Here is a 24,361-nt window from a genome sequence, read left to right as displayed (position 1 = left end):
GGAATCCGTTTTCCTATGATGAAATCAAGGATATACGTCATTGATAAAGAGGAGAGAACAAGTCATGAGAAATGAAACGGTTCTAACGGATATTACCGTCGTCGGAGGCGGACTTGCGGGCGTCTGCGCGGCCATTTCGGCTGCGCGGCTTGGCCAAACCGTTGCGCTCGTGCATAACAGGCCGGTTCTCGGCGGAAACTCCAGCAGCGAGGTTCGCGTGTGGGTGTGCGGAGCGACCGGTCACGGGATCAACCGGTATGCGCGGGAAGGCGGGATCATGGGCGAACTGTTCGTCGAAAATCAGTTCCGCAACATCGACGGCAATCCGTATATTTGGGATATGGTCATATTGGAAGCGGTACGCGCCGAATCGAACATCAAGCTGTACCTGAACACGGACGTGCACGAGGTGGAAGCGGACGGCGACGAGCAGGAGCGCAAGATCCGTTCCGTTACGGGTTGGATGATGGGCTCCGAGCGCCGGATCCGGTTCCAGAGCAGCATGTTTCTCGACTGTACGGGAGACGGGCTTGTCGGCTTTCTGGCAGGCGCCAAGTACCGCATCGGCCGCGAGGCTCAAGAGGAATACGGGGAAGATTGGGCGCCCCTCGTCCCCGACGACATTACGCTCGGCAGTACGCTGCTCTTCTACACGAAGGATGCGGGACATCCCGTCAAATACGTAGCGCCCAGCTTTGCCAAAGACATTACGCAAACGACGATACCGGAACGGCGCGTCATCCGCAGCGGGGATAACGGCTGTGCATACTGGTGGATCGAATGGGGCGGCGAGCTGGACACGGTGCATGACAACGACCGTATCCGCGACGAGCTGTGGTCGGTCATTTACGGCATCTGGGATTACATTAAGAATTCCGGCAAATTCGAAGCCGACAATATGACGCTGGAGTGGGTCGGATCGATTCCGGGCAAACGGGAATACCGCCGTTTTGTCGGGGATTATGTGCTTAATCAGAACGACGTTCTGGCACAGCGGCCTTTCGAGGACCGCGTCGCTTACGGGGGCTGGTCGATCGATCTGCATCCGCCTCAAGGCGTTTACTCGACCGAGCACGGCTCCAAGCATCTATATGCGGACGGCGTTTACCATATCCCGTTCCGCTCTCTGTATTCCGCCAACGTGAGCAATATGCTGATGGCCGGCCGCGATATCAGCGCGACGCACGTCGCCTTCGGCACGACGCGCGTGATGGCGACGTGCGCCATCATCGGAGAAGCCGCCGGCACTGGCGCCGCGCTCTGCGCGCAGAAGGGCGTTTCGCCGCGCGAGCTGTACGCGAGCCACCTGAGCGAGCTGCAGCAGACGCTGCTCCGGCAGGACGCGTCGATCGTCGGCTTGCACAACGAAGATCGTTCCGACCTGGCGCTGCAGGCATCGGTCACCGCCTCGAGCACGCTGACGCGGCTGGCCGTCGAGCAGCCGGTAAACACAGCCTCGCTCCATACCGATATCGCATTACTGCTGCCGGCCGATGCTCCGCTTAACGGACTGGAGCTTCTGGTGGACGCCGATACGGACACGGAACTAATCGTCGAAGTGTGGAATACGGGACGCGCTGAAAACTATGTGCCGCATACGCTGCAAGCAACGGCTGCCGCCAGCGTTCGCGCGGGCATCGGCCAGTGGGTGAAAGCTGATATCGCCTGGACGCCCGATTCGGTCCAGAACGCTTTCGTGGTCGTCAAGGCGAACGATGCGCTTACCGTCCACGTATCCGACCGCGGCCAAAGCGGCGTGCTCGGCTTCCGGAGAAACGACAAGCCGATCGTCGTATACCGCGACGAGCCGAACAGGCCGCAGCCGCCGCAGCCGTCCGTGGAATGGGGGATGAACGAATTCCATCGCAAGCTCCCATGCTTCCGTCTGCCGGCTCCGACGAGCGCGCTCGCCCCGTCCAAAGCGACCGACGGATTCCTGCGTCCTTATGGCGGTCCGCATATGTGGTCGTCGGAGCCGATGCGCGCCGGCCAAGCCGAGTGGCTCCAGCTGAGCTGGGAGCAGCCGGTCAAGATCGGCTCGGTTCACGTCACCTTTAATGATGACGTGAACGAGGATCTGATCAACCTGCACCATCACATCACGCCGTTCGAGGTGATGCCGGAGCTGGTGCGCGATTACCGGCTGGAAGCGCTCGTGAACGGCGAATGGTCGACCGTCGCCGAACGGAGTGCCAACCGCAAGCGCAAGCATGTCCACCGGCTGGACGCCTCCGTCGTCGCCGACCGGCTTCGCGTCGTCGTGGAAGCGACGAACGGCAGCCCGTGCGCTGAAATTATCGAGGTTCGGGTATACGAATAGTCATCATGGCGATGCGGTGAAGGCGGCCCGAAAGGTTGTTGCCGCAGGAAGCCGGTTTCTGCCCAATACCATAAAGAAGCCTGCAGAACCACTGTCAAAGTGGAGCTGCAGGCTTCTTTATGGTGTGCAAAGCGGGCGCGAACCTTTCTTCCTATGACTTCTAGGGCAGCCTTGCTGCAACTCGGTGCCGGAGAGGAAAAGCGCATGATTGTTGCGCGATTTAGACGACGCTAGGAGCTTCTATTTTCCTGTTTATCTCAAAAAGTGCCGATTTAGAAGACTCTAAAGGCTCCTATACAGCCTAAAAGTCGGATTTACTAGCCTGGCTAGGCATTTAGACGACGCTAGAGGCTTCTATTTTCCTGTTTATCTCAAAAAGTGCCGCTTTAGAAGACTCTAAAGGCTCTTATCTAACTTAAAAACCAGCCGGTCGGGAATTGGCATCCGCTCGCGTGTTTAGCGGTTTTGAGCTTCGGAGCGAGAGAGAAGATTGCTCTCTCCCAGGCAGTGCCGCGCATACGGGCACTCTACCGCTTAGCTTCCGGCGTGCGGTTTGCTTGGGACGCGGTTCCGGCGGATACCGCAGACGAGCCTTTGGCCGCACCGGCCGGAGCCAGCGTAGGCCCATAGGTCGGCGCCCCTGGCGAGGCTCCTGGCGAGGTTCCCGGCGTTGCCGCCGGACCGCTGCCCGGCGCCCCCGATTGCGAGCCGGACGGAACGGCCGAAGGCGTAATCGAAGGCGCTGGGCTTGAAGGCTCGCCCGACGGGCTCGGCGATAACGACGGCGCCGGCGAGTTCGCCGGCTCGTTATCCGGCTTGGCAATGAGCTTGTCGTAAACAAGCCAGCCGCCGCCCCCGAGCATAGCGAGCAGAATGATCGAACCGCCGCCAAGCACGAAGAGTCTCCTGAACAGCATTTTGTTTCGCTTATACAGCTTTTTGAAACCGGAAGCCGTCTTCTCGTCCGCGTATTCCAGCACTTCGTCGACGCCGGCGTTTCCGAGACGCTTCCATTTCCTTCTCAACTGCTTGTCCTTCAGCGATTCCCGATCCGTTTCGACAAAATGCTTCTTCAGCTCGGCGATGAACGTCCGCGGCAGCTTGCCCTTTTGCAGCATCCAGAAAACAAGGGCATAAACGCCCGCCTCGTTCTTCTCTGCATAAACGGCTTGAAGCAAAGCGCCGTAATCGATAAAATCGCCGCCGGCCTGCGCGCTTCTCTCCCGCTGCTTCTGCGGCCTGTAAAAGGCGAAGAGCAGCCTGTCAAAATCGATCCCGCCCGGCTTGCCCATTTGAAAGGCTTTCAGCAAATGCTGAACCGGCTGTACCATGTCGAGCGGCAGATCGTCCATATACTGATCCGGCGCCTTCGCCTTGGTATCCGTCATCATCGCATCGAGCGCACGAAGCGCATCGTAATGATGCCTGCCGCGCTCGTCCAGCGATTCGCGGAACGTCTTGCGGCGTTCCTTCATTATGCGGATCACGCTGGCATAATCCTCTTCGTTCAGCGTCTTGAAGTCGAGCTTCCAGAGCAGGCAGTGGTCGACCTCGGACAGGACGTCCTCGCGAAACTTTTCATAGGCATCGGCAAACGGCTTTTCAATCGCGAACGTGTCGAGAAACCGGTGAATCTCCAGCGCGCTGGCTACGTATTTTTTGTCATGCTCCAATAATTCCGGTAGCTTCATGGCGAATTTATCCCGGAAAAATACGTTGCCGAGCGCATGCGGCGTATGGTTCAGCCAAAATCCCAGCTCCTTGAGCACGTCCTTATGCTTGCTCAGGTTTTTGACCCGCTCTTCCAAGTACTCCTCGAACAACGGCTTGGCCAGCTGCGCGCCGTACTGGACGAACACCTGATTGAAAAAGGCGATGAAGAGCGGCGGATTCGCAGCCAGCGCCTTATACACTTCGGCCACATAATCGCTTTGCTGCGCGGATTTCCCGGCATTCGCGACAAGAATCAGGAAGACGATAAAAGGCAGCTGCTTGCTTTCCTCGGCGATGCGATAGTAATCGATAACCAGCTTTACCGCTTCCAGCGGCGGTAAATTGCGGCTCGTGATCGTCTCCCGCTCGCGGTCGAACAGCTGAACGAACAGCCGGTTAAGCCGCGTTTCCCGCTCAATGCCGTACGACAGCAAATAGCCGTAAATCCCGTGCAAAACTCCCGCTTTATTGCGTTCGTAAATCGTATAATCGCCCGCTTCGATCTGATACAGGGCGCACAGCTCGTAATAAGTCGAAACCGCAAGCTCCTTCGCTTTATCCGCGGGAGCCAGCACCTCTTCGGCGAATTCGAAGAACGGAATCATCCGCTCCGGCGTTTGCAGGTTGTCCCAGGCAAAGTTCAAATACTCGTGCTCGTCCCCCTGCAAATCCGTATTCGCAAACCGGTTGTTCGCAAAATCGAACAAGTAATCTTTCTCAATATTGCGGTCGCTCGGACGGATATTACCTTTTTCGACGAAAACGACATGGAGATGGTCCTTGCGCACCGGCTCGTAGCTGTAAGTCGTAAACCCGAGCCTGCGGCGAACCGCATAAGGCAGGCAGCGGTACAGCGCCTCCATCAACCGTTTCGCATACGCGGAGCTTTCCGAAACGCCGGTATCGAGCGTAATGTACACTTTCTTCTTGCTCGAAACGGACATCATCACCGCATACAAGAGCCGCTTGAACATGTCCGCGCCGATCCCCAGCTTGTTCCGCACCGTGTCCAGCACTGCCGCATACGGCACATGCTCGGTCGGAATATCGGCCAGCTCCGGGAGTGCCTTCCCTTCCCCGATATCGTGCCGGCGCTGAAAGCCGGCCGCATGAAAAACGGCCGACGGCTCGGTAACCAAGCCCTCAGCCCGTTCGCCCGGAACGATCAGGTGATGGGCAAAAAACGTGTTCCGCTGACCCGTAAAATCCGCTCCGGCGAAAACGCTGCTGCCGAGCACGGTTTCCCCCGAATCGGCATGGAACACCGTGTACGACTCCGGGTACTTGCCAAGATCGCTTTCGTTCCGGTCCGTCAGCTCTTTCGGCGCGTCGTATCCGCAATACGGATGCAGCACCCGCTTGATGAATCCGCCGTCCAATCCCGGCGATTTGGCAATCGAGTCATAGCCCGCATTGGAGCGGAAAAGCCCTTCGCGCTCCCTGGTGTAGTAATGCTGTTGGATGTTGGCCATGCTTATGCCCCCTCCTTGCCTTCGATGTACCCGAGCCGGTACAAGAGCCAGAGGAACGGTTCATCCACGCGTATCGGACTGATTACGCCTTTCACTTTCAGATCGACCGGGTTGCTGCCGAGCGCCGACACGGCAAAATAGGCCGTATCCGAAAAATTCACGTCGATCGCTCCCTTCAGCGGGCGGTCGACCTTCTCGATAAACCGGCGGATTTCACCGTTAATGTTTTCAAACTCCGCCACATTGAACGTTTTGGCGTGGACCATGTTGTGAAACACGTTGCTGTTGCTGCGGATATACTCGCCGTCCTCTTCCTTCAGGAAATGAAGCATATCGCTCTTCGTCAGCACGATGGCGGTCGGTATGTTCGTTTTCCCGCCTTGATGGCCGATGAAGGAATCGAACAGATTGATGATGACCTCGCGCGGGCTGTCGTGCCTGTCCGTGAAATCGCCGGGCTTCTCGCCCACGTTGATCTTGATCCGGTCGCGAATCGTCTTGATTTGCAGCGGGTCGATCAGGAGCAGCATGCCTGTCGAATTTTTCACATGGGACGCCCGCATTTCCATATAGGCGCGATCGGTCATGCCTTCCCCCGCGACGTCGAAAAAAACAAGCGTAAGCGGGTCCTTCGACTCGTCCTTGAACGTAAACTGGAAAATGAGCGGCTCCTGCACTTCGCTAACCTGTGTGGAGCGCAGCACGTTTCCTTGCTCGAACAGCGGTTCCTCGTATTGATCCCGGTATTTCCGGCTGATTTCCGTATTGATCGGCATGCACGCCGCGTCAAAATTGCCGGCAGTCGTATGCTCCAGCGTATGGATCAGCGACGTCATGTAAACCGACTTGCCGACCTGTGAAGGACCGATAATCGAAATGATATTGCTCGGCGTTTTTCCCACGGTCAACGGCAAATCGTTATGGCATTTCGGACAAAGTCTTCTGCGGCTTACGATGTTGTACCGGTCCGTGATGCCGACGAGAACCCGTCCGGCGTATAGTTTGTTTTCCTCCGGAATCGTATCGGGAGGGATTACCGCCTCCAACTCGTCGAACGTACCGAGGCCGAACCGTTTGCGGTACCGGTTCAGCACGTCGTCCTCCGCCAAAGCGTAGTCCTCATCGTCCTCCCGGTGGTGAGCCGCTCGGAACACGACTTCGTCAGGATGATATTTCTCGAAGCAAAAGGGGCACACGATATCGTAATACGGAGGTTTTTCTTTGACAATCACTTTCTTGGAACCGAACAATCCTTTCAAAAAACCTGCCATGCCTACTCCCTCCTTCACTTTGCAGAATGTCTCAGCAGTCAAGCCTACACCCGCTTATTGCCCGACGAAAAGCTGATACATTTCGGCATATTTCTTTCCGTCCGTAAAGAACACTTTGACGTAATCGTTCTTGCCTACGGGAAATTCCGTCATTTCGTCCGACCCGGGCCCGATATCGCGAATGAACGGAAATACCGTTCCGTCCTCGATGGTCATCGGGATACCGCCCTCTTTCTTGACGTAGCACAGCGCTTCTTTGGGAACGGAAATGTCCGTATAGAACGCGATCCGGACCAGCTTCGTCTTGCCGAACAAACTTGATTTGTATTTGATCCGGCAATCGACCTTGGCCTTACCCGTACTGACCCGGATGACATTATCGCCGCCGGTTTGGCGCACGACCCGGCTGCCGTCTTGATCCCGGATAAACGGGTAGAGGGAATAAACAAATCGGCCGATTTCATCGATTTTATCGCGAAAGCCGCCGTTCGCCTTATACTCCTCGATCGTATACAGCTTCATCTGCTTCTCTCCGGCCGGCTCGGCCCCAGGCTCCGCATCGGCGGAAGCCTTATGAATATAAACAAACTGAAGGCCGTCCGGCCAATGCCAATTCAGAATGCATTCATGGTTATGCAAGCGGGACGTCAGATTCGTTATGCGGAGGTCATCGTTTGCGGACTCTACCCACTCCATCGCCATCATCCTTCCTTTAGCCCGCTTCTTAAAAGCCTTTGTTTATCGTATCGCGCTTGTCGCCGCCGAAGCCGCTGTCAGCGCGGCGTATAGGCGATTGGCCTCTCATCGCTCTCGGAGTCTCGCCGCCTTCCTTGATCGGAATGACCGCCGAGAATACCGTCACGACAACGGCCAAGAGGAGGGCCGCCAGCAATCTCCACCATTCCGAATGCTCCGGCCAGCCGGAAATGCCCCATTCCAGCGTCAGCCCGGCCAGCAAACCCGCAACCGCACCGCCTATGGAGAAATTCCGGGCCAAATACCGGTTATCGAACAAGAAGCCCAGCGCCAAGCCGAACAAGATGCCGATTCCCGTAATCAGCACGACCCGCAGCACGGCGGACAGCATGCTGTCTTGAGAGGTGCCGGTCCGTTCGCCGACGAGGTGGCGGCTCTGGTTCTCTTCGTAAATCCGGTCGAAAACGAAGGTGAGCTGGCTCGTTTCATCGACTTTATAGTAGCTGCCGCCGGTTTGACCGGCTATTTCCCGCAGCAGTCCCTCGCCGCCGGCATCCGACGCCACGCCGATCGTATGGACCGGAATATGCGCGCTGCGGAACGGCTCCGTAACGGCGCTGACATTCATCTCGCTGTACCCGTCCGAAATGAGGATGACCAAGCTTTTGCGCTTGACGGAATCTTCTTCGATTTGCTTGCGTACCTCGCCTAGCGCCCCGGCTATATTCGTCCCGCCGCCAAGTCTGTCGAATTGATTCAGCTTTTGCACGATTTCGTCCTTGACGGCCTGGCTTTGAAGTCGGGTCAGCGGCTGCAGCACGGAAGCTTGATCGTCGAATACGATGACGGCAGCCTGATTCTTTTTGCTCATCTTCTGGATAAGGGCGGTTGCCGCTTGAAAGCTCTGCCGGCTAGGATCGTTGGTATCCATGCTGCCCGACACGTCGACCGCCATCAAAATATTTTCCGGCGTCTTGGCGCTGCCTACGTTCAGGCCGTATAGAAACTGAAATAACGCTCCCGCGGCAAACAGAAGCACCAAAGAGCTCGGCACAAGCATTTTCCATGACGTGCCCGCATACCGGCGCCGCCATCCTTTGCCGTTCAAGGCGGGGGAAATCAGCTCGGCAAGCAGGCAAAACAAGCTGACGAAAAACGCAAGCTGGCCGAAGTAAACGGCCATTAAGACCACATTCGGCAACGAGCGTTCATATTCGGCCAGTATGAACTCGCCTACTCCAAACCCGACGCCTCCGCCGAGCAGGCTAAACAAAATCATTAATCCGTTCACTTTTCTTATCAGCATCTTGTACGCCACTCCTTCTCCGCTTCAGCCGGATCAGAGATCGGGAAGCTCGCTTTCCGCGATCCCATGCAAGCAAAACCCGTTGTCCAAGTAGGATTGGTAGTATTTCTTGTTGTTGATGACATAGAGAAGGTCGTTGATCTGAAACCCGCCCATCATGTTCAGCTTCTCGATCCCGCTCGATCGCTTCTCATGTACGCAACCCAGCTTATAGCCGCGCCGGCCTTCGTCGAATTGAAAAGCGTAGGTAACAAATTCGCTGTAAAAATCCCCGAATATGTACTTTTCCTCATACCGGTTTTTATGCGTATAGTTGTACACTTCCAGATGAATGACGGCCTGCTCTTCCAATGCGGCGTAGAGTTCCCCGAAAAGCTCTTCTTTGGTTAGAACGTCGCGATGCTCGTAGCGGGCGGTTACGTTGGCGCGCTGCAGCAATTCGTCCTCGAACGAAAGCCGGAACGGGGCGGATGACAGTATTTCTTTCGAGCAAAACTGGATAAACCGCTCCAGCAGAGCCGCTTTCCCTTGCTCGAGCCTCTCGAAGACATTGCCGATGTAACGGTCCTCGAAGTAAAACAAGCCGCCCCGTCTGGCTTCCAATTCCGCCATTCCCTCATCGACGACTTTCCCGTAATACAGCTCGATATTTTTGCCGAGCTCTTCTTCCGCTTCCCTTATGCTCAGCTGGCCGTAATCGGACAAGCAGCGCTCGACGTCGGCCATTTCCTCCACCTTCGTTCTAAGCTCGCGGTGCACATCCTCCAGGGCCGTTTCCATAGCCTGCAGCACCTTGAGGGAAAGATCCAGATGGACAATCCGGTACTTCCGGCCATAGACCTCCTGGAAAAAGTAACGGGTAAACTGCGCCAGATTCGCTTTCCCCTGGAACGGAAGACGGGAACGGGCATACGGCTGATGCTCGACCTGTCCCTGATATAAGCTTTCCAATTCGTCCCTAACCGCTTCAAGCTGCCGATTGATTTCTTTCATCGCCTTGCGGATTTCCTCAAACAGATTCGAATCGCCGTTCTTTTCCTCCATCCAGTCAAAAGCGCAATAAAGGCCGTAGAGCGGATCCGCCACGATATGCCCGACGCCGGCTCTTATTTCCTCAATCGCGCGGTACGACGCCAGCTGCTCGCGGGACGGCACGGCGACGTTTTTCTCGAAGAACGCTTCCGCCGAATTGCCGTAAAGCTTGAGCTCCGCTTCCCGAACGGTCCCCGTACGGATTTCGTCGTAGGATACCTTTTGCATCATGAGCGAGCACATTTCCTCAATGCGTCTATCGTCCGGCATCAGTCCGTTTACTTTGCGTTCAAAAGCGGCAGGACTCAAGCCGAACTTATCGACGACCTGACGCATGTCTACGGAGGCGGAAGCTTTGAGCTTTCGGGTAATTTTGCGGAATGCTTGATGGACGACGGTAGCTGCGATCGCTTTGTTCGGACGCTTGATTTTGGAGAAGCCCGCCGTCGCAAACGTAGGCGCCCCGAAATCGGACATGATGTTCTGCTTGAACTGCATATTGTTGTAGATATCGTTCTTCTCAGTGTAATCCGTCAGCATCTCGCGGTTTTTCAGCAAATTGATGCTGCAAATGATCTCGAAGTTCTCTTCCATACTGCGCTCCGCGATAACGCCCCGTTCATTCTTATCGCTAAGCAAGTATGCAAGATCGAATAACGGCCCGGCGTGCTCGACCGGCAGCCTGATCCCGTCCTCGGTCACCTGCAGCATGCCTTCGTACCGATACCGGTCATTCTGGAAATAGTTCAACTCCCGTAAGAAGCCTACACTGACGGAAGAGGAGAAGCCGAACTCCTCCCCTCCCGTCTTTTCCTTTATGAGCGCATAAAGATCGACCTGAACGATGCGGAACGAGGCGCCAAGAATTGCTTTAGTTAGCAGCGTAATCTCCGGTACGAGCACGTTGCAGGGATCGTCCGCGCAGGTGACGACCGACACGTTGATCCGCTGAAAAGAGGCGTACAACCGCCCGAATTCGGAAAGCTTGGAGCTGACGGCGCGCAGCGTCCGGTTTAATTCCATGAGCTTCCGGTCATCGCGGCAGAAGGAAGCGTGCAGCTCTTGCCGCCACCGCTTCCTGTCCGTTCCGCCGCCGTCCACCTGGAAACGGACCGCATTCGCTTTATCCGCCGGTTCGTTCGCGTAAACATGGACGTACATAACGCCCGCGCTGTTGCTCCATTTGCGCTCCACCATGTCGGATACGGCCGAGACGGCAGCCTTCGCCTTGTCCCCGATAAAGAGAAACATGACGGGGTTGTTGACGCTTCTCTGCTCGTCGCCGCTATCGGTGTGCTTCTCCATGTCGGCCGCATAGCCCGTTGTAAACCGCCCGAGTACTTCCCTCATGCCTGCTCCTCCATGCCGCTACTTCAAGTTTCTGCTGAGTTCATTCACTTTCGCCGCCGCTTTGCGGTAAAAACCGTACACCTCTTCGCCGTTCACCAGCTCGTCACGGCTGAATTCCAGATTGGATCTGGCTTCGCCCATGGACACGCCCATTTCGTCCAGCTTGCGGACCAGTTCCGCCACCTTCTCCTCGGAGGCGACCATGTCCTGGTTGCGCCTCTCCGACTTGCGGGCGATCATCGCTTTGCGCTTGGCATCCAGCTTGCGGAAATGATCGAAAATCGTAAATTCCACATATTTATTGACCTTCGTCAAATTGACGAACGGCTCCCAATCGTCTTCCTCGTCGCTGCGGTCATATACGTATACCGCCCCGCGTTTCACGATCGTTCCGGTATACATGGCCTCGATAAATTGATCGAGCAGCTTCTCCTCGTCCTGATAGCCGCTAAGCACCGCGTCGAGCACCGCGATTTGCGCCTCGATGGCCGTATATTTGTTCACTTCTTCGCGAATCCGTTTTACCAGCTCCGGCGAACGGATGAAATTATCCGTCGCTACTTCCGTATTGCTGCTCGCAAATATATCGCGCGAAGCCTCTTTATCCAGCCCTTGCTCCAGCAAAGCTTTCAAATCGTTGATACACCGTTTGATTTCGCCCAAATTCGGGCGCTGCTCCTGAAGCTGCATATTATAGCGGGCTACGAACGGCTCGACCTGGAACGGCTTCGTGAACACGCACTCGAACAGATTGCTCATGGAATAGTCGCTTTTCTTTTCCACAATGCATTGGTATTTCAACGCCAAGTCGAACAGCTCGCGAAGCTGGGCGTTATACGCTTTGATCCGCGGATTGAGGTACATGTCGCCCCACGATTTCTCCGGAATCGGCGAAGGCAGGTACGTCCAATTGTCTTTGTCGGTTTGACGCAGATGGCGTCCGACGCCCTCCTTCTCGAGAATCGTCCGCTCATAGCTGTCTTCATAAACCCGAAGCGGCGTGTACGTGAAGAGCGGAATGCCGTTTTTAGTGTTCAGCCAGAAAATCCGGTTTTTCACTTCGCTCTCTTTGACCGTGAACCGGGAATTGCTGATCGCGGTGTTCTGGTAGTTCTTGATCCCTTTTAAAATATTCGGCGCTTTAAGCGGTACGGAGACGAAGCCCCACGACGGGAAATGCATGTTCCCCGAGCTGTTGCTCAGATGAAAGACCGGTATCGATTCGTCGTCCAGCTTTTTGGCGATTTGGGTCTCAATGATTTTCTCGATGGACTGGTCGTCGCCGTATTTGATCGTAAGGAAATCTTCCATCGACTTCGTAATCAGATCGCCGAATTTATCGCTGAGGAAATCCGAAATCGAGCCGATGATGTCAATCTCCTGCTCTTTGACCCAGCGGTTCGAGTGCTCAAGCAGCTCGGCCGCAAAGTCGCGGGTAAGCTCGTCGACATTTTTGCCGTCCATAATCGACCCGACAACCTTCGCGATATCCGGGACGCTGACGATGTTCCAGTAATACGTCTTGTTGCCCTTATGGTCGACGGATTCCTGCGAAGAGGTGAGGATATCTCCGTTCTTCTCGAAAATTTGGTTCAAGGCGTTCAAGATTTCCGTAAACACCTCGTAAATCCGCAAATTTTGCTCGCGCAGCAGGTTCCGCACATCATCGTAAAATTCGAGCATTTGCTCGGCCCGCTCCATATCGGCGACAAGCAAATACTGATTGATTTTGGCCTCGATATACGCGTTCTTCTTCTTGTCCTTCGAGATAAAAGCGCTTCTGGCGTCGGTCAGCTTCTCGTTCGCCTGCTCCTTAGCCGACTCGATCGCGCGGCGGCTGCGATCCATGCTCTCCTGCAGCGACTCGATGTATGTGGAAATCATGTTCAGCAAGCAGTAGCCCTTCTGGGAATAGATGATTCGCGAGGCGAAGAAAGGCCCCTGCGCCGGATTCATGAAAATGCGCTTCATCTGATCCGAGAACTGCTCCAGCACATGAGCGGGGGCTTGCTTCTTCGTCTTCACGTATTCTTCCTTCGCGCGTGCGACGAACCCTTGCTCCAGCTCCATATCGATATTGACGATCTGCTGCTTGATCACGTTGTTATAGCTGAGACGCTCGCTGTTCTCGTACCCGGGAAGAGGCTCGGGAACCCGTTCCTCGAACTTTCGGTGTACGGAATCGGGGTCGAGCCCGAGCTTCCTGACGAGCTTCTCCGTTTCGTCCTGAGACGGCATGGAGGCGAACATATTCTCCATTTTCTTGAATAGCCGGTACGCCAAATAGGTGGTCATTTCCTCGATCGGCAGAACGGCCGAGGAAGCGCCGATGATGTTGTACTTGTAGTTAGCCGGATACGGCTTGGGCATCTGGTTGATGTTCATGTTGATGTTGCTGATGTAATCGTGAATGGCGAACTCCTCGCCCGAATGCTTTTCTTCGCTGGCCATGAAGTTGGTGATGTTCTCGGCCGTTACGTTCATGCAATAGTCGTACGCGTTCTCCAGCGGCTTGCCTTCCAGATTGGTCGCCGATATGAGATGGCACAAGTTGAACGGAGGCATGATGGAATTGACCTCCAGCACGCTCCCGTACCGCTGGCGGAACCGCTCGTTCCGCTCGTCGGTGTTCATCCAGTAGTCCAGCTCCTTGAGCGCCGCATAGCCGTTCTTCTTGATGTATTCGCTCGTATGGGCGGTCAGGCTTTTGTTCGACAAATTGACGTCGGGGGTAAACAAATAGCCCAGCATGCTGACCCGGTCGACGCCCGCGCTTCCGTGCTCGCGTTCGATAATGCCGCGCACGATGTACGAAATATCAAGGAAGCAGCCGCTGCCCGTTCCGCCGGACAAGCCGGTTAGGACGAACACGTACAGCTTCTTGTTGGTGCCTTCGCATAGCGACTTGATTTTGCGCTCGATCGTCTGCACGACCTGATTGATTTTCGTAAACAGAAGCAGCCTACCCGCTTGGCGAACGCCCTGCGCCCCGTTGATGCCGTCCGTCACGTTCAGCTCTGGGGAGAGCCATTCCGTTATGTAAGGCTCGAGAATCGAGCGGTTCTGCAGCAAGCTGCCGACTTCCGCATTGGACAGCAGGACGAATTCCGAAATCGGATCGAGCCCGATGCCCCTATACTTTTTGTTGCGGTCATGTTCGTTCGTTTCAAAGGCGAGAAACTCGACCTTGTCGGGCTTCTCCCTTCTTTTCTTGGAGACCGAATCCTCCGGAAGCTTGAACCGCCGGTTGATCTGATATTTTAAACGCAGCAGGGCATCGATGCCCGTGCCCCCCAGCCCGATGATCAGCATCGGGTTGTCGATCGTGTCTACGCGAATTTTGTCGCTGACGATACCGCCGCCAAGCGATACGTCAAGCTGCTGGATATGCTCCCGTACTACGGCTTTCATACTTATATGCCCCCTTAGTCGATATAATCCAAATAGATCGATTTGCGAACGTTTTGCAGCGAAATTTTGATGCGGTCGTTCTTTTTCAGCTCTTTGCCTTTAGCGGCGTCCAAAGCCCGGCCGGCTTTCTCGATGAGACAGCCGGATTTGTTCAGAAGCACGATCGAATCGTTCGGCCCCGGCTGAAGCACGATTTTATCCGTTTCCGCAAGCTCGGGAGCGAGCTGCAGCAATTGATGCAGACGGAAGCTGCCTTTGAAGGCGTTCAGCTTTTTGAATTGCGGATTCGACGTTTCTCCCGTATCCTCGTCTTGAATTTCGATCATCATTTGACCGACGAACCCTTTGTTTTTCTTCCGCAGATAAGCCATTAGCAGAATAGCCAGGGCAACGAGGGCAAGAAGTCCGACGCCTCCAAGTAGTACGGTGAGCCAAGGAAAAGGTTTCCCGGGCTCCGCCGGCTCCCCGGGCGCTGCGGACGGCTGTGCGGTGCCGGCTGCTCCTCCGGTCGCCGAAAGCTCGACCGGCTTCGTTTCCCGGAAGAAGCTGTTGTCCTCCGCTTTCACCTTGATTTGATAACGATGCTTTTCTTTTATCGGAAAGCTTCCTTCGAAGCCGGCGTCGACGGCCGACATTTGCACCTGATCCGTCTTTTGCGTATCCAGATCCGTCACGAACAGGGTCGCTTTCATGCCTTTGTACAGCTCCGCCCCCGTCTGCTTCTGCCCGTTGTCCTCGAAAAACGATTGCACCTTCACGGTGTCGCCGACTTTATACGTTTTTTGGGCAAGCGGCGCCATGACCAGCTGCAGGTCGTAATTAAAAATCAAATTAATATCGATCTTATCCTGATTGACGCCCTTTACCCTCAGCTTCCATTCGCCGTTTGCCGGTTTGGACAGCTTCAACAGCGAATAGGATTTGGACTTGGACAGCGACACGGCGTCCGACGGAATGGCTTTCTGCTGGCCCGCCGGATCGATCAGCTGCAGCTCCACCGGTTTGCCCGACATGATCGAAATGTTGGCCTCCAGCACGTTCGCATTCGGAATCGTGATGGCGATATCCTGAAACTCCCCGTTCGCCACGATGTTCTTCATCGGGATTACTTTCAGCTTCATGTGATCGGCGAAAATCTCGCTCAAAATTTGCGGCAGCGTGTCGGCCGTACTGGTTACGAAGGATTTCCCGTTCGTCTCGGAAGCGATTTTGGCGAGCGCGTCCTTGTTCAGCGAACCGTCGGCGTTCAGCCCGATCGTATAGATCGGGATGCCGTTGTCCTTGGCCGTCTTCACCGTATTCTGCAAATCCTTGTCGGCCTGCTCGTTCGTACGCCCGGAGCTCGGGTTGAAGTCGTTATTCCCGTCGGCCATCAGCACGATCAACGGAGCATGTCCCGGCTCTTTGCCGGACTGCAAAATTTTGAGGCCCTCCTTCAAGCCGACGGATATATCCGTGTAAGGTCCTCTTGATAATTGGTCAATAAAGCTTTTCAGCTCCTGCTTGTCCTGCTCGGAGTTCATTTTAAGCAGCGCTTTTTCCCGCACGATCTGATCGGTGTAGGCCACGACTCCGATTTTATCGCCTTGCATGGAAGACATGTCCGTAAACATTTTCATCGCTTCGTTGCCGATTTTATTGCGGTCGCTGTCGTTCATCGAGTTGCTGACGTCCACGACGAGCACGGCATCCAGCTTGGTTCCTTCCTCTGCGGCGAATGCCTGCAAAGTCATTAAATTCCAAAGCAGCGCCATGCCAATCGCCGCCTTCATAAACCGGGTTATGTACGTCCTGCTCACAGCCATTGATGTTCCCCCTACGGATCGATAGTCGATATGTCTCGCTAGTCATTTAACCCCAAAAGTTGTAATATATCCATGAAACGACGGGAAGCCCCATTATTCGTCATCTTTATGATCTATTCCATTATATTCTATTTTGGCTTGGAAAGACTAGAGCACCCCTGTTGCCTGCGCGCTCGCGCCGAGAGCCGCTTGTCGGCGGAACGTTCGGGATTGCATGCAAGGAATGAAACGGTCCGGCGGCCATGCCGGTTCCAAATCGAATACTAAGGATAGACGGATGCGGCTATCGAAAAGTTTCTTAAGACTTTCTTAGTTTTTTCAGTCCAATCATTCCGACGGAAGGAGCATTCACATGACGCTATCTTTGGCGCAAACCGCCGTTTACGGTTTCTGTCTTCTGGCCATCGCCTGCTATGCGCTTTATCAAACGGCCGTCCTGCTGCGCAAACGCGAAATTCCTCAGGACCAAACCGATGCGCTGCTGCTCAAGCTAGTGAACGGTGAACCTGACAACGATGAAAAAATTACCCGTTCAATTTAAAAAAAACGTCGTCACCAAATATGCCTTCGACCGGTTGAAGGTATGCCGAAAGTGCGGAGCTTACACCGTTCTGCAGCATACCCGATGCGAAGCATGCGGAGGGAATCGTCCGCTTGTCTCGTTCCACGCCTATTCCGATACGGTGTGCAGACGCAAATTCCATACGGAATCGGCGCTTCTGCTGGCGCTGGGCTGTCTGTCGGTCGCAGCCGCCGGCACGATCCCGCAGCTGTTGACCGCGCTGGCCGTGACTTTGGCTCTGCCCCTTTTTCTATGGCTGCTCTACCGGAAGGCTCTCCCGCGCAGGCAGTCGATCCAGCTCGAGAAGCTGGTGCTGCGCGAGCACAAGCGGATTCAGGAGGGCTTGGAAAAAGACATTGTGAGCGCCGTGGCCGACGCCAAGGAAGAACAGTACAAATCCGCCTACGAGAAGCTCCGCGAAGTCGGCGTCTTTCTCCATAACGATCGCATCAAGAAAGGCAAAATTTCGATATTGAACCGTTTCGTGCTGCGCAGCGATATGGATTTGGAATTGGAATCCCTGATCCCGTCCACCTTCGATAAGGAATTCGTTTCCTACCTGCTGGAAGTATCCAAGGTCAACCCGCAGCTGATCAAAAGAAAAACATTGAACTATGTCGACCGGTACATGGTTGCGATCGGCCAACTGGAGGGAGGAACCGACCTCCTCGTTAACGCAGCCGGCGCCGCCTTGAGGCTGAAGCAGTATGTCGATCCGTACATGGAACTGATTTTGACTTATTTGGACCAGCTTCCGAGGGAGCGGATTCTTCGATTATGCAAGCTTCTCTCCAAGCGGGAGCCCGGCGAATGGCAGCTGCTGTACGATCGCACCAAGGACATTGTCAAGAAAAAATACGATTTCGACCCGGAATTCAAAGGGGTCATCTAGGAGTTCGCACTCATGCCTGTAACCGCTTATGGGAAATCGCTCGCGATCCGCAGCCTATCGATTGCAGTCCTGCTTCTAATGGCGGCCGCCGCCTGTTACAAGCTTTATTTAACGGAGCGTAAAATCAGCCTGGTTAACGAAGCGGACGAGCTGTACAAACAGAATCAGATCATTCAAGCCGAGGAGCTATTTGCGAAGGCGGAGCGCCTGTGGGCCATCGAGTATAAAAAAAGCCTGATCGAGCAGTCGTTGGACGCGCTTCAGCCGGTAACGGAAACGAAGCTGCTGCTGTCCGCGTTGACTACCAGGGCGTCTGCTGCGGCCGGGAACGAAAACAGCGCCCTTCTTGTAGAAGCGTATAACGAGTACGCCAAGCTCGCCGCCGAAGCCGCGAAGGAGCCGGAGCGGTTGGCAGTATTTAAAGAGCTGTCCGCCCGTCAAGATACCGAGAACAAGCTGCGGAATGATGTCGTGCGAACCAAGGAACGTTTAATCGAGCAAATCGCCGACAGCATAAAGAATAACGACTTCGACCGCGCAGGTCTCGCCGAAAATTTGCTGCTCATCCCCGATTCGTTCTTCGACAAGTCGAAGCCGAAAGCCATTAACGAGCTGCTGCAAAAATATGATACGGCAAGCCTGCAGGCGCAAGCCAAAAAGTCGGGCATTCCAGAGCTGGGGGAGTCGGTCAAATCAAAACTTCAGATGTATCAGAGCAACAAGTGGCAGGCGCCTTGGCTGACGGCATGGCTGGATGACTACACCCTGCAGATCTTGCAAAAAACCGGACAAGCCGGCGAAATCGAAAGCTTTATCGGGACGGCGAAAACCGTCCAGTCGCTGAAGGATGTCATTCCGGCCAGCGGCAAAGCTCAGGCGTACATCAAAAAAACGATCGACGGCTGGTTCCGAACGGCCGATCAGGCCGTCAAAGCCAATAAATTCGGCGATGCCATCGCCATGTACGACAAGTTGAAGGGCTACCGCGATACGGCCAAGGAAAAAGCGGACGCCGAACGAAAATGGGCGATCGCGCAGCCTGTTCATCTGCTGGATACCCATTTTCCGGGGCGTAAAGTCAGCATGACGTACACGGGAACTCAAAAGTTCGGGTTAACCGCCGTCGCTGCAGGCGTTGCCGACGGAAATGCGCTTCTGTTCGGAGCCATGCTTCCGGACGGTACGCTGCAAGGGGCTGAAGTGCAGCTGGATAAGAGCGCGAAGATCAAAGCCGTGAAAAGCTACGACGGCTTAAGCGCCGGCGACGAGCCGGTCATCGTGGCCGAGTCCGCTTCTACCAGCCGAAAAGGCCGCTATTTTGCCTTCGTATACCGCGACGGGTCTCTTCAGCCGCTTTTCGATGTGGAAGCGAACGGCTTCTCCATGGAGCGGCCGGGACTTCTGCTGGTCGATTCCCCTGCTGGCCGTCCGGACAACGAGCAGGCTTACTATGAGATCGTAAACGGAAAGTACACGTTCAGCCGTACTAAGTCCGACTATGTGGACATTACGGCGGACGAACTGCTCAACTATGCCAAAACGAAGGTTCGTTTTACGAGTACGATCATCTCCATAAGCGGACAAACGGCCGTAGCGGAATTCAAAAACAGCTATATGTTGCTGAAGGGCAATTTCCCGTTCACGTTGGGCAAAACGACGGTAATCGGAACGTGGAACGGCGGCTACGAGTCCATGCTAAACGACGGACAAACCTTGATGCTTCCAAGCGTTCAAATCAGCAAGCTTGAAGGCCCGGATGCCGTCGATAGCCAGGGCTCGGGTCAGAGCTCAGGGCAAAGCGCAGGGCAGAACCAAGGCTCGAGATCAAACCCAAGTTCCAGCCCAGGCTCAAGCCAAAATCCAAGTCCTAGTCAAAGTCCTAGCCGAAATCAAAGCTCAAATCAAAACCAAAGCCCAGGTCAAAATCAAAGTCCAGGTCAAAGTCAAAGTCCAGGTCAGAGTCAAAGTCCAGGTCAGAACCAAAAACCAAATCAGAATCAAAAGCAGAGTTCAAGCCCAAGCTCGAGTTCAAGCCCTAACCCCAGTACGAACCCGAACACGAGCTCCACGCCAAACCGGTCGCCGTGAAACGAAGGTAACGGCACGCAAAACAAACTAGTCTTCCGAGCCATATTTCTTGGTGAATGCATACGATCGCCCAGCCTAGCGGAATACTCACCGCTAGGTTTTTTCTGCGCAGATTCCTGCGTCGCTGCTGAAGGGGAGATACTCGCAGAATATTAATGCATTTATACGCAATCCGATTACGGCTTACGGTGATTCCTCTTGCTTAAAGGAAGTGAGCTTTGTCTAATTACTCCATTCGAGCACGCCACGTCCGTTTCCAGAATTATAGGAGTCTTTGGCGTCGTCTAAATCCGCGTTTTTCCCAGTTTCCGGGATTTAGCAGTCTCCAGCGTCGTCTATTTGCCCCATTCGAGCACGCCACGTCCCTTTCCAGCAATATATGAGTCTTTGGCGTCGTCTAATTCCGCGTCTTTCCCAGTTTTCCTGGATTTAGCAGCCTCCAGCGTCGTCTAATCCCCATATTCGAACACGCCCACGTCCCTTTCCAGCATTATAGGAGTCTTTGGCGCCGTCTAAACCCGCGTTTTTCCCAGCTTTCCGGGATTTAGCAGTCTCTAGCGTCGTCTAATTGCCCCATTCGAGCACGTCACGTTCCTTTCCCGCATTATAGGAGTCTTTGGCGTCGTCTAAATCCGCGTTTTTCCCAGTTTCCGGGATTTAGCAGTCTCTAGCGTCGTCTATTTGCCCCATTCGAGCAAGACACGTTCCTTTCCAGCATTATAAGAGTCTTTGGCGTCGTCTAAATCCGCGTTTTTCCCAGTTTTCCGGGATTTAGCAGTCTCTAGCGTCGTCTAATTGCCCCATTCGAGCACGTCACGTTCCTTTCCCGCATTATAGGAGTCTTTGGCGTCGTCTAAATCCGCGTTTTTCCCAGTTTCCGGGATTTAGCAGTCTCTAGCGTCGTCTATTTGCCCCATTCGAGAACGCCACGTCACTTTCCAGCATTATAAGAGTCTTTGGCGTCGTCTAAATCTGCGTCTTTCCCAGTTTTCCGGGATTTAGCAGCCTCCAGCGTCGTCTAATCCCCATATTCGAACACGCCCACGTCCCTTTCCAGCATTATAGGAGTCTTTGGCGCCGTCTAAACCCGCGTTTTTCCCAGCTTTCCGGGATTTAGCAGTCTCTAGCGTCGTCTAATTGCCCCATTCGAGCACGTCACGTTCCTTTCCCGCATTATAGGAGTCTTTGGCGTCGTCTAAATCCGCGTTTTTCCCAGTTTCCGGGATTTAGCAGTCTCTAGCGTCGTCTATTTGCCCCATTCGAGCAAGACACGTTCCTTTCCAGCATTATAAGAGTCTTTGGCGTCGTCTAAATCCGCGTTTTTCCCAGTTTTCCGGGATTTAGCAGTCTCTAGCGTCGTCTAATTGCCCCATTCGAGCACGTCACGTTCCTTTCCCGCATTATAGGAGTCTTTGGCGTCGTCTAAATCCGCGTTTTTCCCAGTTTCCGGGATTTAGCAGTCTCTAGCGTCGTCTATTTGCCCCATTCGAGAACGCCACGTCACTTTCCAGCATTATAAGAGTCTTTGGCGTCGTCTAAATCTGCGTCTTTCCCAGTTTTCCGGGATTTAGCAGCCTCCAGCGTCGTCTAATCCCCATATTCGAACACGCCCACGTCCCTTTCCAGCATTATAGGAGTCTTTGGCGCCGTCTAAACCCGCGTTTTTCCCAGCTTTCCGGGATTTAGCAGTCTCTAGCGTCGTCTAATTGCCCCATTCGAGCACGTCACGTTCCTTTCCCGCATTATAGGAGTCTTTGGCGTCGTCTAAATCCGCGTTTTTCCCAGTTTCCGGGATTTAGCAGTCTCTAGCGTCGTCTATTTGCCCCATTCGAGCAAGACACGTTCCTTTCCAGCATTATAAGAGTCTTTGGCGTCGTCTAAATCCGCGTTTTTCCCAGTTTTCCGGGATTTAGCAGTCTCTAGCGTCGTCTAATTGCCCCATTCGAGCACGTCACGTTCCTTTCCCGCATTATAGGAGTCTTTGGCGTCGTCTAAATCCGCGTTTTTCCCAGTTTCCGGGATTTAGCAGTCTCTAGCGTCGTCTATTTGCCCCATTCGAGAACGCCACGTCACTTTCCAGCATTATAAGAGTCTTTGGCGTCGTCTAAATCCGCGTTTTTCCCAGTTTTCCGGGATTTAGCAGTCTCCAGAGTCACGCGATCACCACTTGCCATCTCACTCTCCTCTCACTTCCCGCTTACGTTCTAACCGCCGCCATGCAGTACGCAACGTGTGCCGAAGCATGCGAATACAAAAAGACAGAATGTTTCCCTACCCTTGCAGGCAGGATACATACTGTCTTTTTTCCTTTGTGCAGCGGAGCCGGCACCTGGAGACGCTAAACCTTCGCCGCTTCGCCGGTCTGAAGCTGATACATTTTGTAGTAACGGCCGCCAAGCTGCATCAGCTCGTCATGCGTGCCGCGTTCGACGATCTCGCCCCGGTGCAGGACGAGAATGCGGTCCGCCTCGCGGATCGTCGACAGCCGGTGGGCGATGACGAAAGTCGTCCGGCCTTGACTGAGCACGGCCAGCGCGCGCTGGATCAGCCCCTCCGTCTCGCTGTCGATGCTGGCCGTCGCTTCGTCGAGAATGAGGATCGCGGGATCGAACGCAAGCGCCCGCGCGAACGAGATAAGCTGCCGCTGTCCGGCAGACAGCGTGCTTCCCCGTTCGACAACCGGCTCGTCATAGCCGTTCGGCAGCTGCTCGACGAATGAATCGGCGCCGACGTCCCGAAGCGCCTTCCGCACCTTCTCGAGGTCGATGTCGGGATTATACAGACTGACATTAAATTTAATGTCGCCTGCGAACAGGAAAGGATCCTGAAGTACGATCCCCATCCATTTGCGCAGCTCTTGCTTGGAGAACGTCCGGATATCCCGGCCGTCGATCCGAATGGTCCCTTCGCCGGGCTCGTAGAAGCCGAGAAGCAGGTTCATAATCGAGCTCTTACCGGAGCCGGTGTGCCCGACCAGCGCGACCGTCTCTCCCTTGTTCGCTTCGAACGAGATGCCCCGCAGCACCGGCTGGCCTTCCTTGTAGGCGAACGTTACGTTCTCGAATGTGACGCGCCCTTCGGGACGCGCGGCCGTCTCCGCCGCGGACCCCTCAGCCTCGCGGTCAATCGGTTCGTCCAGCAGGTTGAACACGCGCTCCGCGGATACGAACGCCCGCTGCGCATTCATCATTTGATCGAAGATGCCGATAATCGGCTGCGTAAACCGGCCCAAGTAATCGATAAACGCATAAAGCACCCCGAAGGAAACGGATGCGTGCAGCGATTGCCCGCCGAAATACCAGACGACTCCTGCAGTAGCGAGACCTCCGATCAGCATGACGACGTTTCGCGTCGACAGAGCGAATACGCGTATTTGCTTTTTTTGATTGATATAACGGTCCTGATTCAGCGCGTCGAATTCCATGCTTGCCGCCTTCTCGCGGCGGAACGCCTGGATGATGGGCATGACGTTGATCGCTTCGTTCAGCTTGGCGTTCATATCGGCCAGCCGCGCCCGCATGTTGGTGACATATACTTTGGAGTACTTCAAGTGTATGCTCATGACGACGGCAAAAATCGGCAGCATCGCAAGCGCGATGAACGCCAGCCGGGCGTCCAGCAAGAAGAGAGCGATCAAAATGCCGAGCAGCGTAACCCCGCTGACGACGAATGTCGCCATAAAGCTCATGAACAGCTCCTTGATCGCCTCGGTATCGTTCGCGATCCGGGATACGATCTGGCCGATCGGCGTGCTGTCGAAATAACGTATCGGCATCCGCTGGATATGATTCATGATGTCCATCCGCATCTTCTGTATGATTTGCAGGGCGGTGGTTTGCAGCATATACGACTGAAGGAACGTCAGTCCTCCCGATAAAAGCAGCATGACTACGAACAGGCCGGTAAGCTCGAGCACCGGTTTCAGGTCATGCTTGTAGAAAGCGCCGAGTTCCGCGATCGACAGCTTCTCCGCCGGATACGTCCGCGTCTCGCCGTTCGCCGTAATCGTCACTTGTCCTCCAGCGGCAACGCTCCAAGCGGCCTCAGCCGGAACCCGCTCGCGGACCAGATAAAATTCGCGGCCGATTTGCGCAATCGTCGCCGGTTTCCAGGCAGCCGGGGCCGCCTGCTTCAACCAATCCTCACGTACGTACGAACGTCCTTGATAGGATACCGTTCGGATGTCGGGTTCTTTTGCGCCTTGAGGCAGCTCGAAGGGCTGCGCTTCGTACCAAGGCTTTTGAATGCCCGATATGTGCTTGTCGATAATGATTTTCGATATGTACGGGCCGGCCAGCTGCGCCCCGGTCGCGGCCAGCAACACCAGCATGGCGGCGGCAACGCGCAGCTTGTAAAGCAGCACATAATCGAACAGGCGGGCAAGCAGCTTTTTTTTGCTTGGCGAGCCGCTCTTCCCCGGCACCCCTGTCGTCTCCTTCATCG

Annotated in this window: 12 protein-coding genes; 4 read left to right on the top strand and 8 right to left on the bottom strand. The window is 54.8% G+C overall.

Annotation, left to right across the window (positions count from 1 at the left end; translation table 11 throughout):
• Positions 1–64: 64 nt before the first annotated feature.
• Complete coding sequence (locus ACKGJP_RS02270) at positions 65–2,320, top strand: FAD-dependent oxidoreductase (protein ID WP_409344078.1); 2,256 nt, start codon at positions 65–67, stop codon at positions 2,318–2,320.
• Between the two features lie 527 nt (positions 2,321–2,847).
• Here ACKGJP_RS02270 and ACKGJP_RS02265 read toward each other — a convergent pair.
• Genes ACKGJP_RS02265 through ACKGJP_RS02235 form a run of 7 tightly spaced genes read right to left on the bottom strand, consistent with a single transcriptional unit; the run spans position 2,848 to position 16,376 of the window.
• Entirely contained in the window at positions 2,848–5,505 is a 2,658-nt protein-coding gene (locus ACKGJP_RS02265; RefSeq protein WP_409344077.1) for a hypothetical protein, read from the bottom strand.
• Between the two features lie 2 nt (positions 5,506–5,507).
• Complete coding sequence (locus ACKGJP_RS02260; RefSeq protein WP_409344076.1) at positions 5,508–6,776, bottom strand: TRAFAC clade GTPase domain-containing protein; 1,269 nt, start codon at positions 6,774–6,776, stop codon at positions 5,508–5,510.
• Between the two features lie 54 nt (positions 6,777–6,830).
• Complete coding sequence (locus ACKGJP_RS02255) at positions 6,831–7,472, bottom strand: beta-mannanase (protein WP_409344075.1); 642 nt, start codon at positions 7,470–7,472, stop codon at positions 6,831–6,833.
• A gap of 28 nt (positions 7,473–7,500) precedes the next feature.
• On the bottom strand, positions 7,501–8,778 hold the full coding sequence (locus ACKGJP_RS02250) for a vWA domain-containing protein (RefSeq protein WP_409344074.1): 1,278 nt from the start codon (positions 8,776–8,778) through the stop codon (positions 7,501–7,503).
• A 33-nt stretch (positions 8,779–8,811) separates the two neighbouring features.
• Positions 8,812–11,160 carry a hypothetical protein gene (locus ACKGJP_RS02245; protein WP_409344073.1) on the bottom strand — a complete coding sequence of 783 codons (2,349 nt, stop codon included), beginning with the start codon at positions 11,158–11,160 and terminating at the stop codon, positions 8,812–8,814.
• A gap of 18 nt (positions 11,161–11,178) precedes the next feature.
• Positions 11,179–14,571 carry a tubulin-like doman-containing protein gene (locus tag ACKGJP_RS02240; protein ID WP_409344072.1) on the bottom strand — a complete coding sequence of 1,131 codons (3,393 nt, stop codon included), beginning with the start codon at positions 14,569–14,571 and terminating at the stop codon, positions 11,179–11,181.
• A 14-nt stretch (positions 14,572–14,585) separates the two neighbouring features.
• Complete coding sequence (locus ACKGJP_RS02235; protein WP_409344071.1) at positions 14,586–16,376, bottom strand: vWA domain-containing protein; 1,791 nt, start codon at positions 16,374–16,376, stop codon at positions 14,586–14,588.
• Positions 16,377–16,728: 352 nt separating this feature from the next.
• Here ACKGJP_RS02235 and ACKGJP_RS02230 point away from each other — a divergent pair, with 352 nt between their 5' ends.
• Genes ACKGJP_RS02230 through ACKGJP_RS02220 form a run of 3 tightly spaced genes read left to right on the top strand, consistent with a single transcriptional unit; the run spans position 16,729 to position 19,918 of the window.
• Positions 16,729–16,917 carry a hypothetical protein gene (locus ACKGJP_RS02230; protein WP_409344070.1) on the top strand — a complete coding sequence of 63 codons (189 nt, stop codon included), beginning with the start codon at positions 16,729–16,731 and terminating at the stop codon, positions 16,915–16,917.
• On the top strand, positions 16,892–17,830 hold the full coding sequence (locus tag ACKGJP_RS02225) for a hypothetical protein (RefSeq protein WP_409344069.1): 939 nt from the start codon (positions 16,892–16,894) through the stop codon (positions 17,828–17,830). The genes ACKGJP_RS02230 and ACKGJP_RS02225 overlap by 26 nt, the downstream gene beginning before the upstream one ends.
• A 12-nt stretch (positions 17,831–17,842) precedes the next feature.
• Positions 17,843–19,918: a hypothetical protein gene (locus tag ACKGJP_RS02220; protein ID WP_409344068.1), complete on the top strand. Its 2,076-nt coding sequence runs from the start codon at positions 17,843–17,845 to the stop codon at positions 19,916–19,918.
• A 2,338-nt stretch (positions 19,919–22,256) separates the two neighbouring features.
• Here the strand turns inward: ACKGJP_RS02220 and ACKGJP_RS02215 are convergent.
• Entirely contained in the window at positions 22,257–24,359 is a 2,103-nt protein-coding gene (locus ACKGJP_RS02215; RefSeq protein WP_409344067.1) for an ABC transporter ATP-binding protein, read from the bottom strand.
• Positions 24,360–24,361 lie beyond the last annotated feature (2 nt).

Source organism: Paenibacillus litoralis (assembly GCF_046244365.1).
GTDB lineage: Bacteria > Bacillota > Bacilli > Paenibacillales > NBRC-103111 > Paenibacillus_V.
The sequence above is the reverse complement of the archived record's forward strand: the minus strand, read 5'-3'. Positions and strand labels throughout refer to the sequence as shown.

Bases quoted from the DNA above. Each gene is read 5' to 3' on its own strand.
- ACKGJP_RS02270 (WP_409344078.1), top strand. From the start codon at position 65: ATGAGAAATGAAACGGTTCTAACGGATATTACCGTCGTCGGAGGCGGA.
- ACKGJP_RS02265 (WP_409344077.1), bottom strand. From the start codon at position 5,505: ATGGCCAACATCCAACAGCATTACTACACCAGGGAGCGCGAAGGGCTT.
- ACKGJP_RS02260 (WP_409344076.1), bottom strand. From the start codon at position 6,776: ATGGCAGGTTTTTTGAAAGGATTGTTCGGTTCCAAGAAAGTGATTGTC.
- ACKGJP_RS02255 (WP_409344075.1), bottom strand. From the start codon at position 7,472: ATGGAGTGGGTAGAGTCCGCAAACGATGACCTCCGCATAACGAATCTG.
- ACKGJP_RS02250 (WP_409344074.1), bottom strand. From the start codon at position 8,778: ATGCTGATAAGAAAAGTGAACGGATTAATGATTTTGTTTAGCCTGCTC.
- ACKGJP_RS02245 (WP_409344073.1), bottom strand. From the start codon at position 11,160: ATGAGGGAAGTACTCGGGCGGTTTACAACGGGCTATGCGGCCGACATG.
- ACKGJP_RS02240 (WP_409344072.1), bottom strand. From the start codon at position 14,571: ATGAAAGCCGTAGTACGGGAGCATATCCAGCAGCTTGACGTATCGCTT.
- ACKGJP_RS02235 (WP_409344071.1), bottom strand. From the start codon at position 16,376: ATGGCTGTGAGCAGGACGTACATAACCCGGTTTATGAAGGCGGCGATT.
- ACKGJP_RS02230 (WP_409344070.1), top strand. From the start codon at position 16,729: ATGACGCTATCTTTGGCGCAAACCGCCGTTTACGGTTTCTGTCTTCTG.
- ACKGJP_RS02225 (WP_409344069.1), top strand. From the start codon at position 16,892: ATGAAAAAATTACCCGTTCAATTTAAAAAAAACGTCGTCACCAAATAT.
- ACKGJP_RS02220 (WP_409344068.1), top strand. From the start codon at position 17,843: ATGCCTGTAACCGCTTATGGGAAATCGCTCGCGATCCGCAGCCTATCG.
- ACKGJP_RS02215 (WP_409344067.1), bottom strand. From the start codon at position 24,359: ATGAAGGAGACGACAGGGGTGCCGGGGAAGAGCGGCTCGCCAAGCAAA.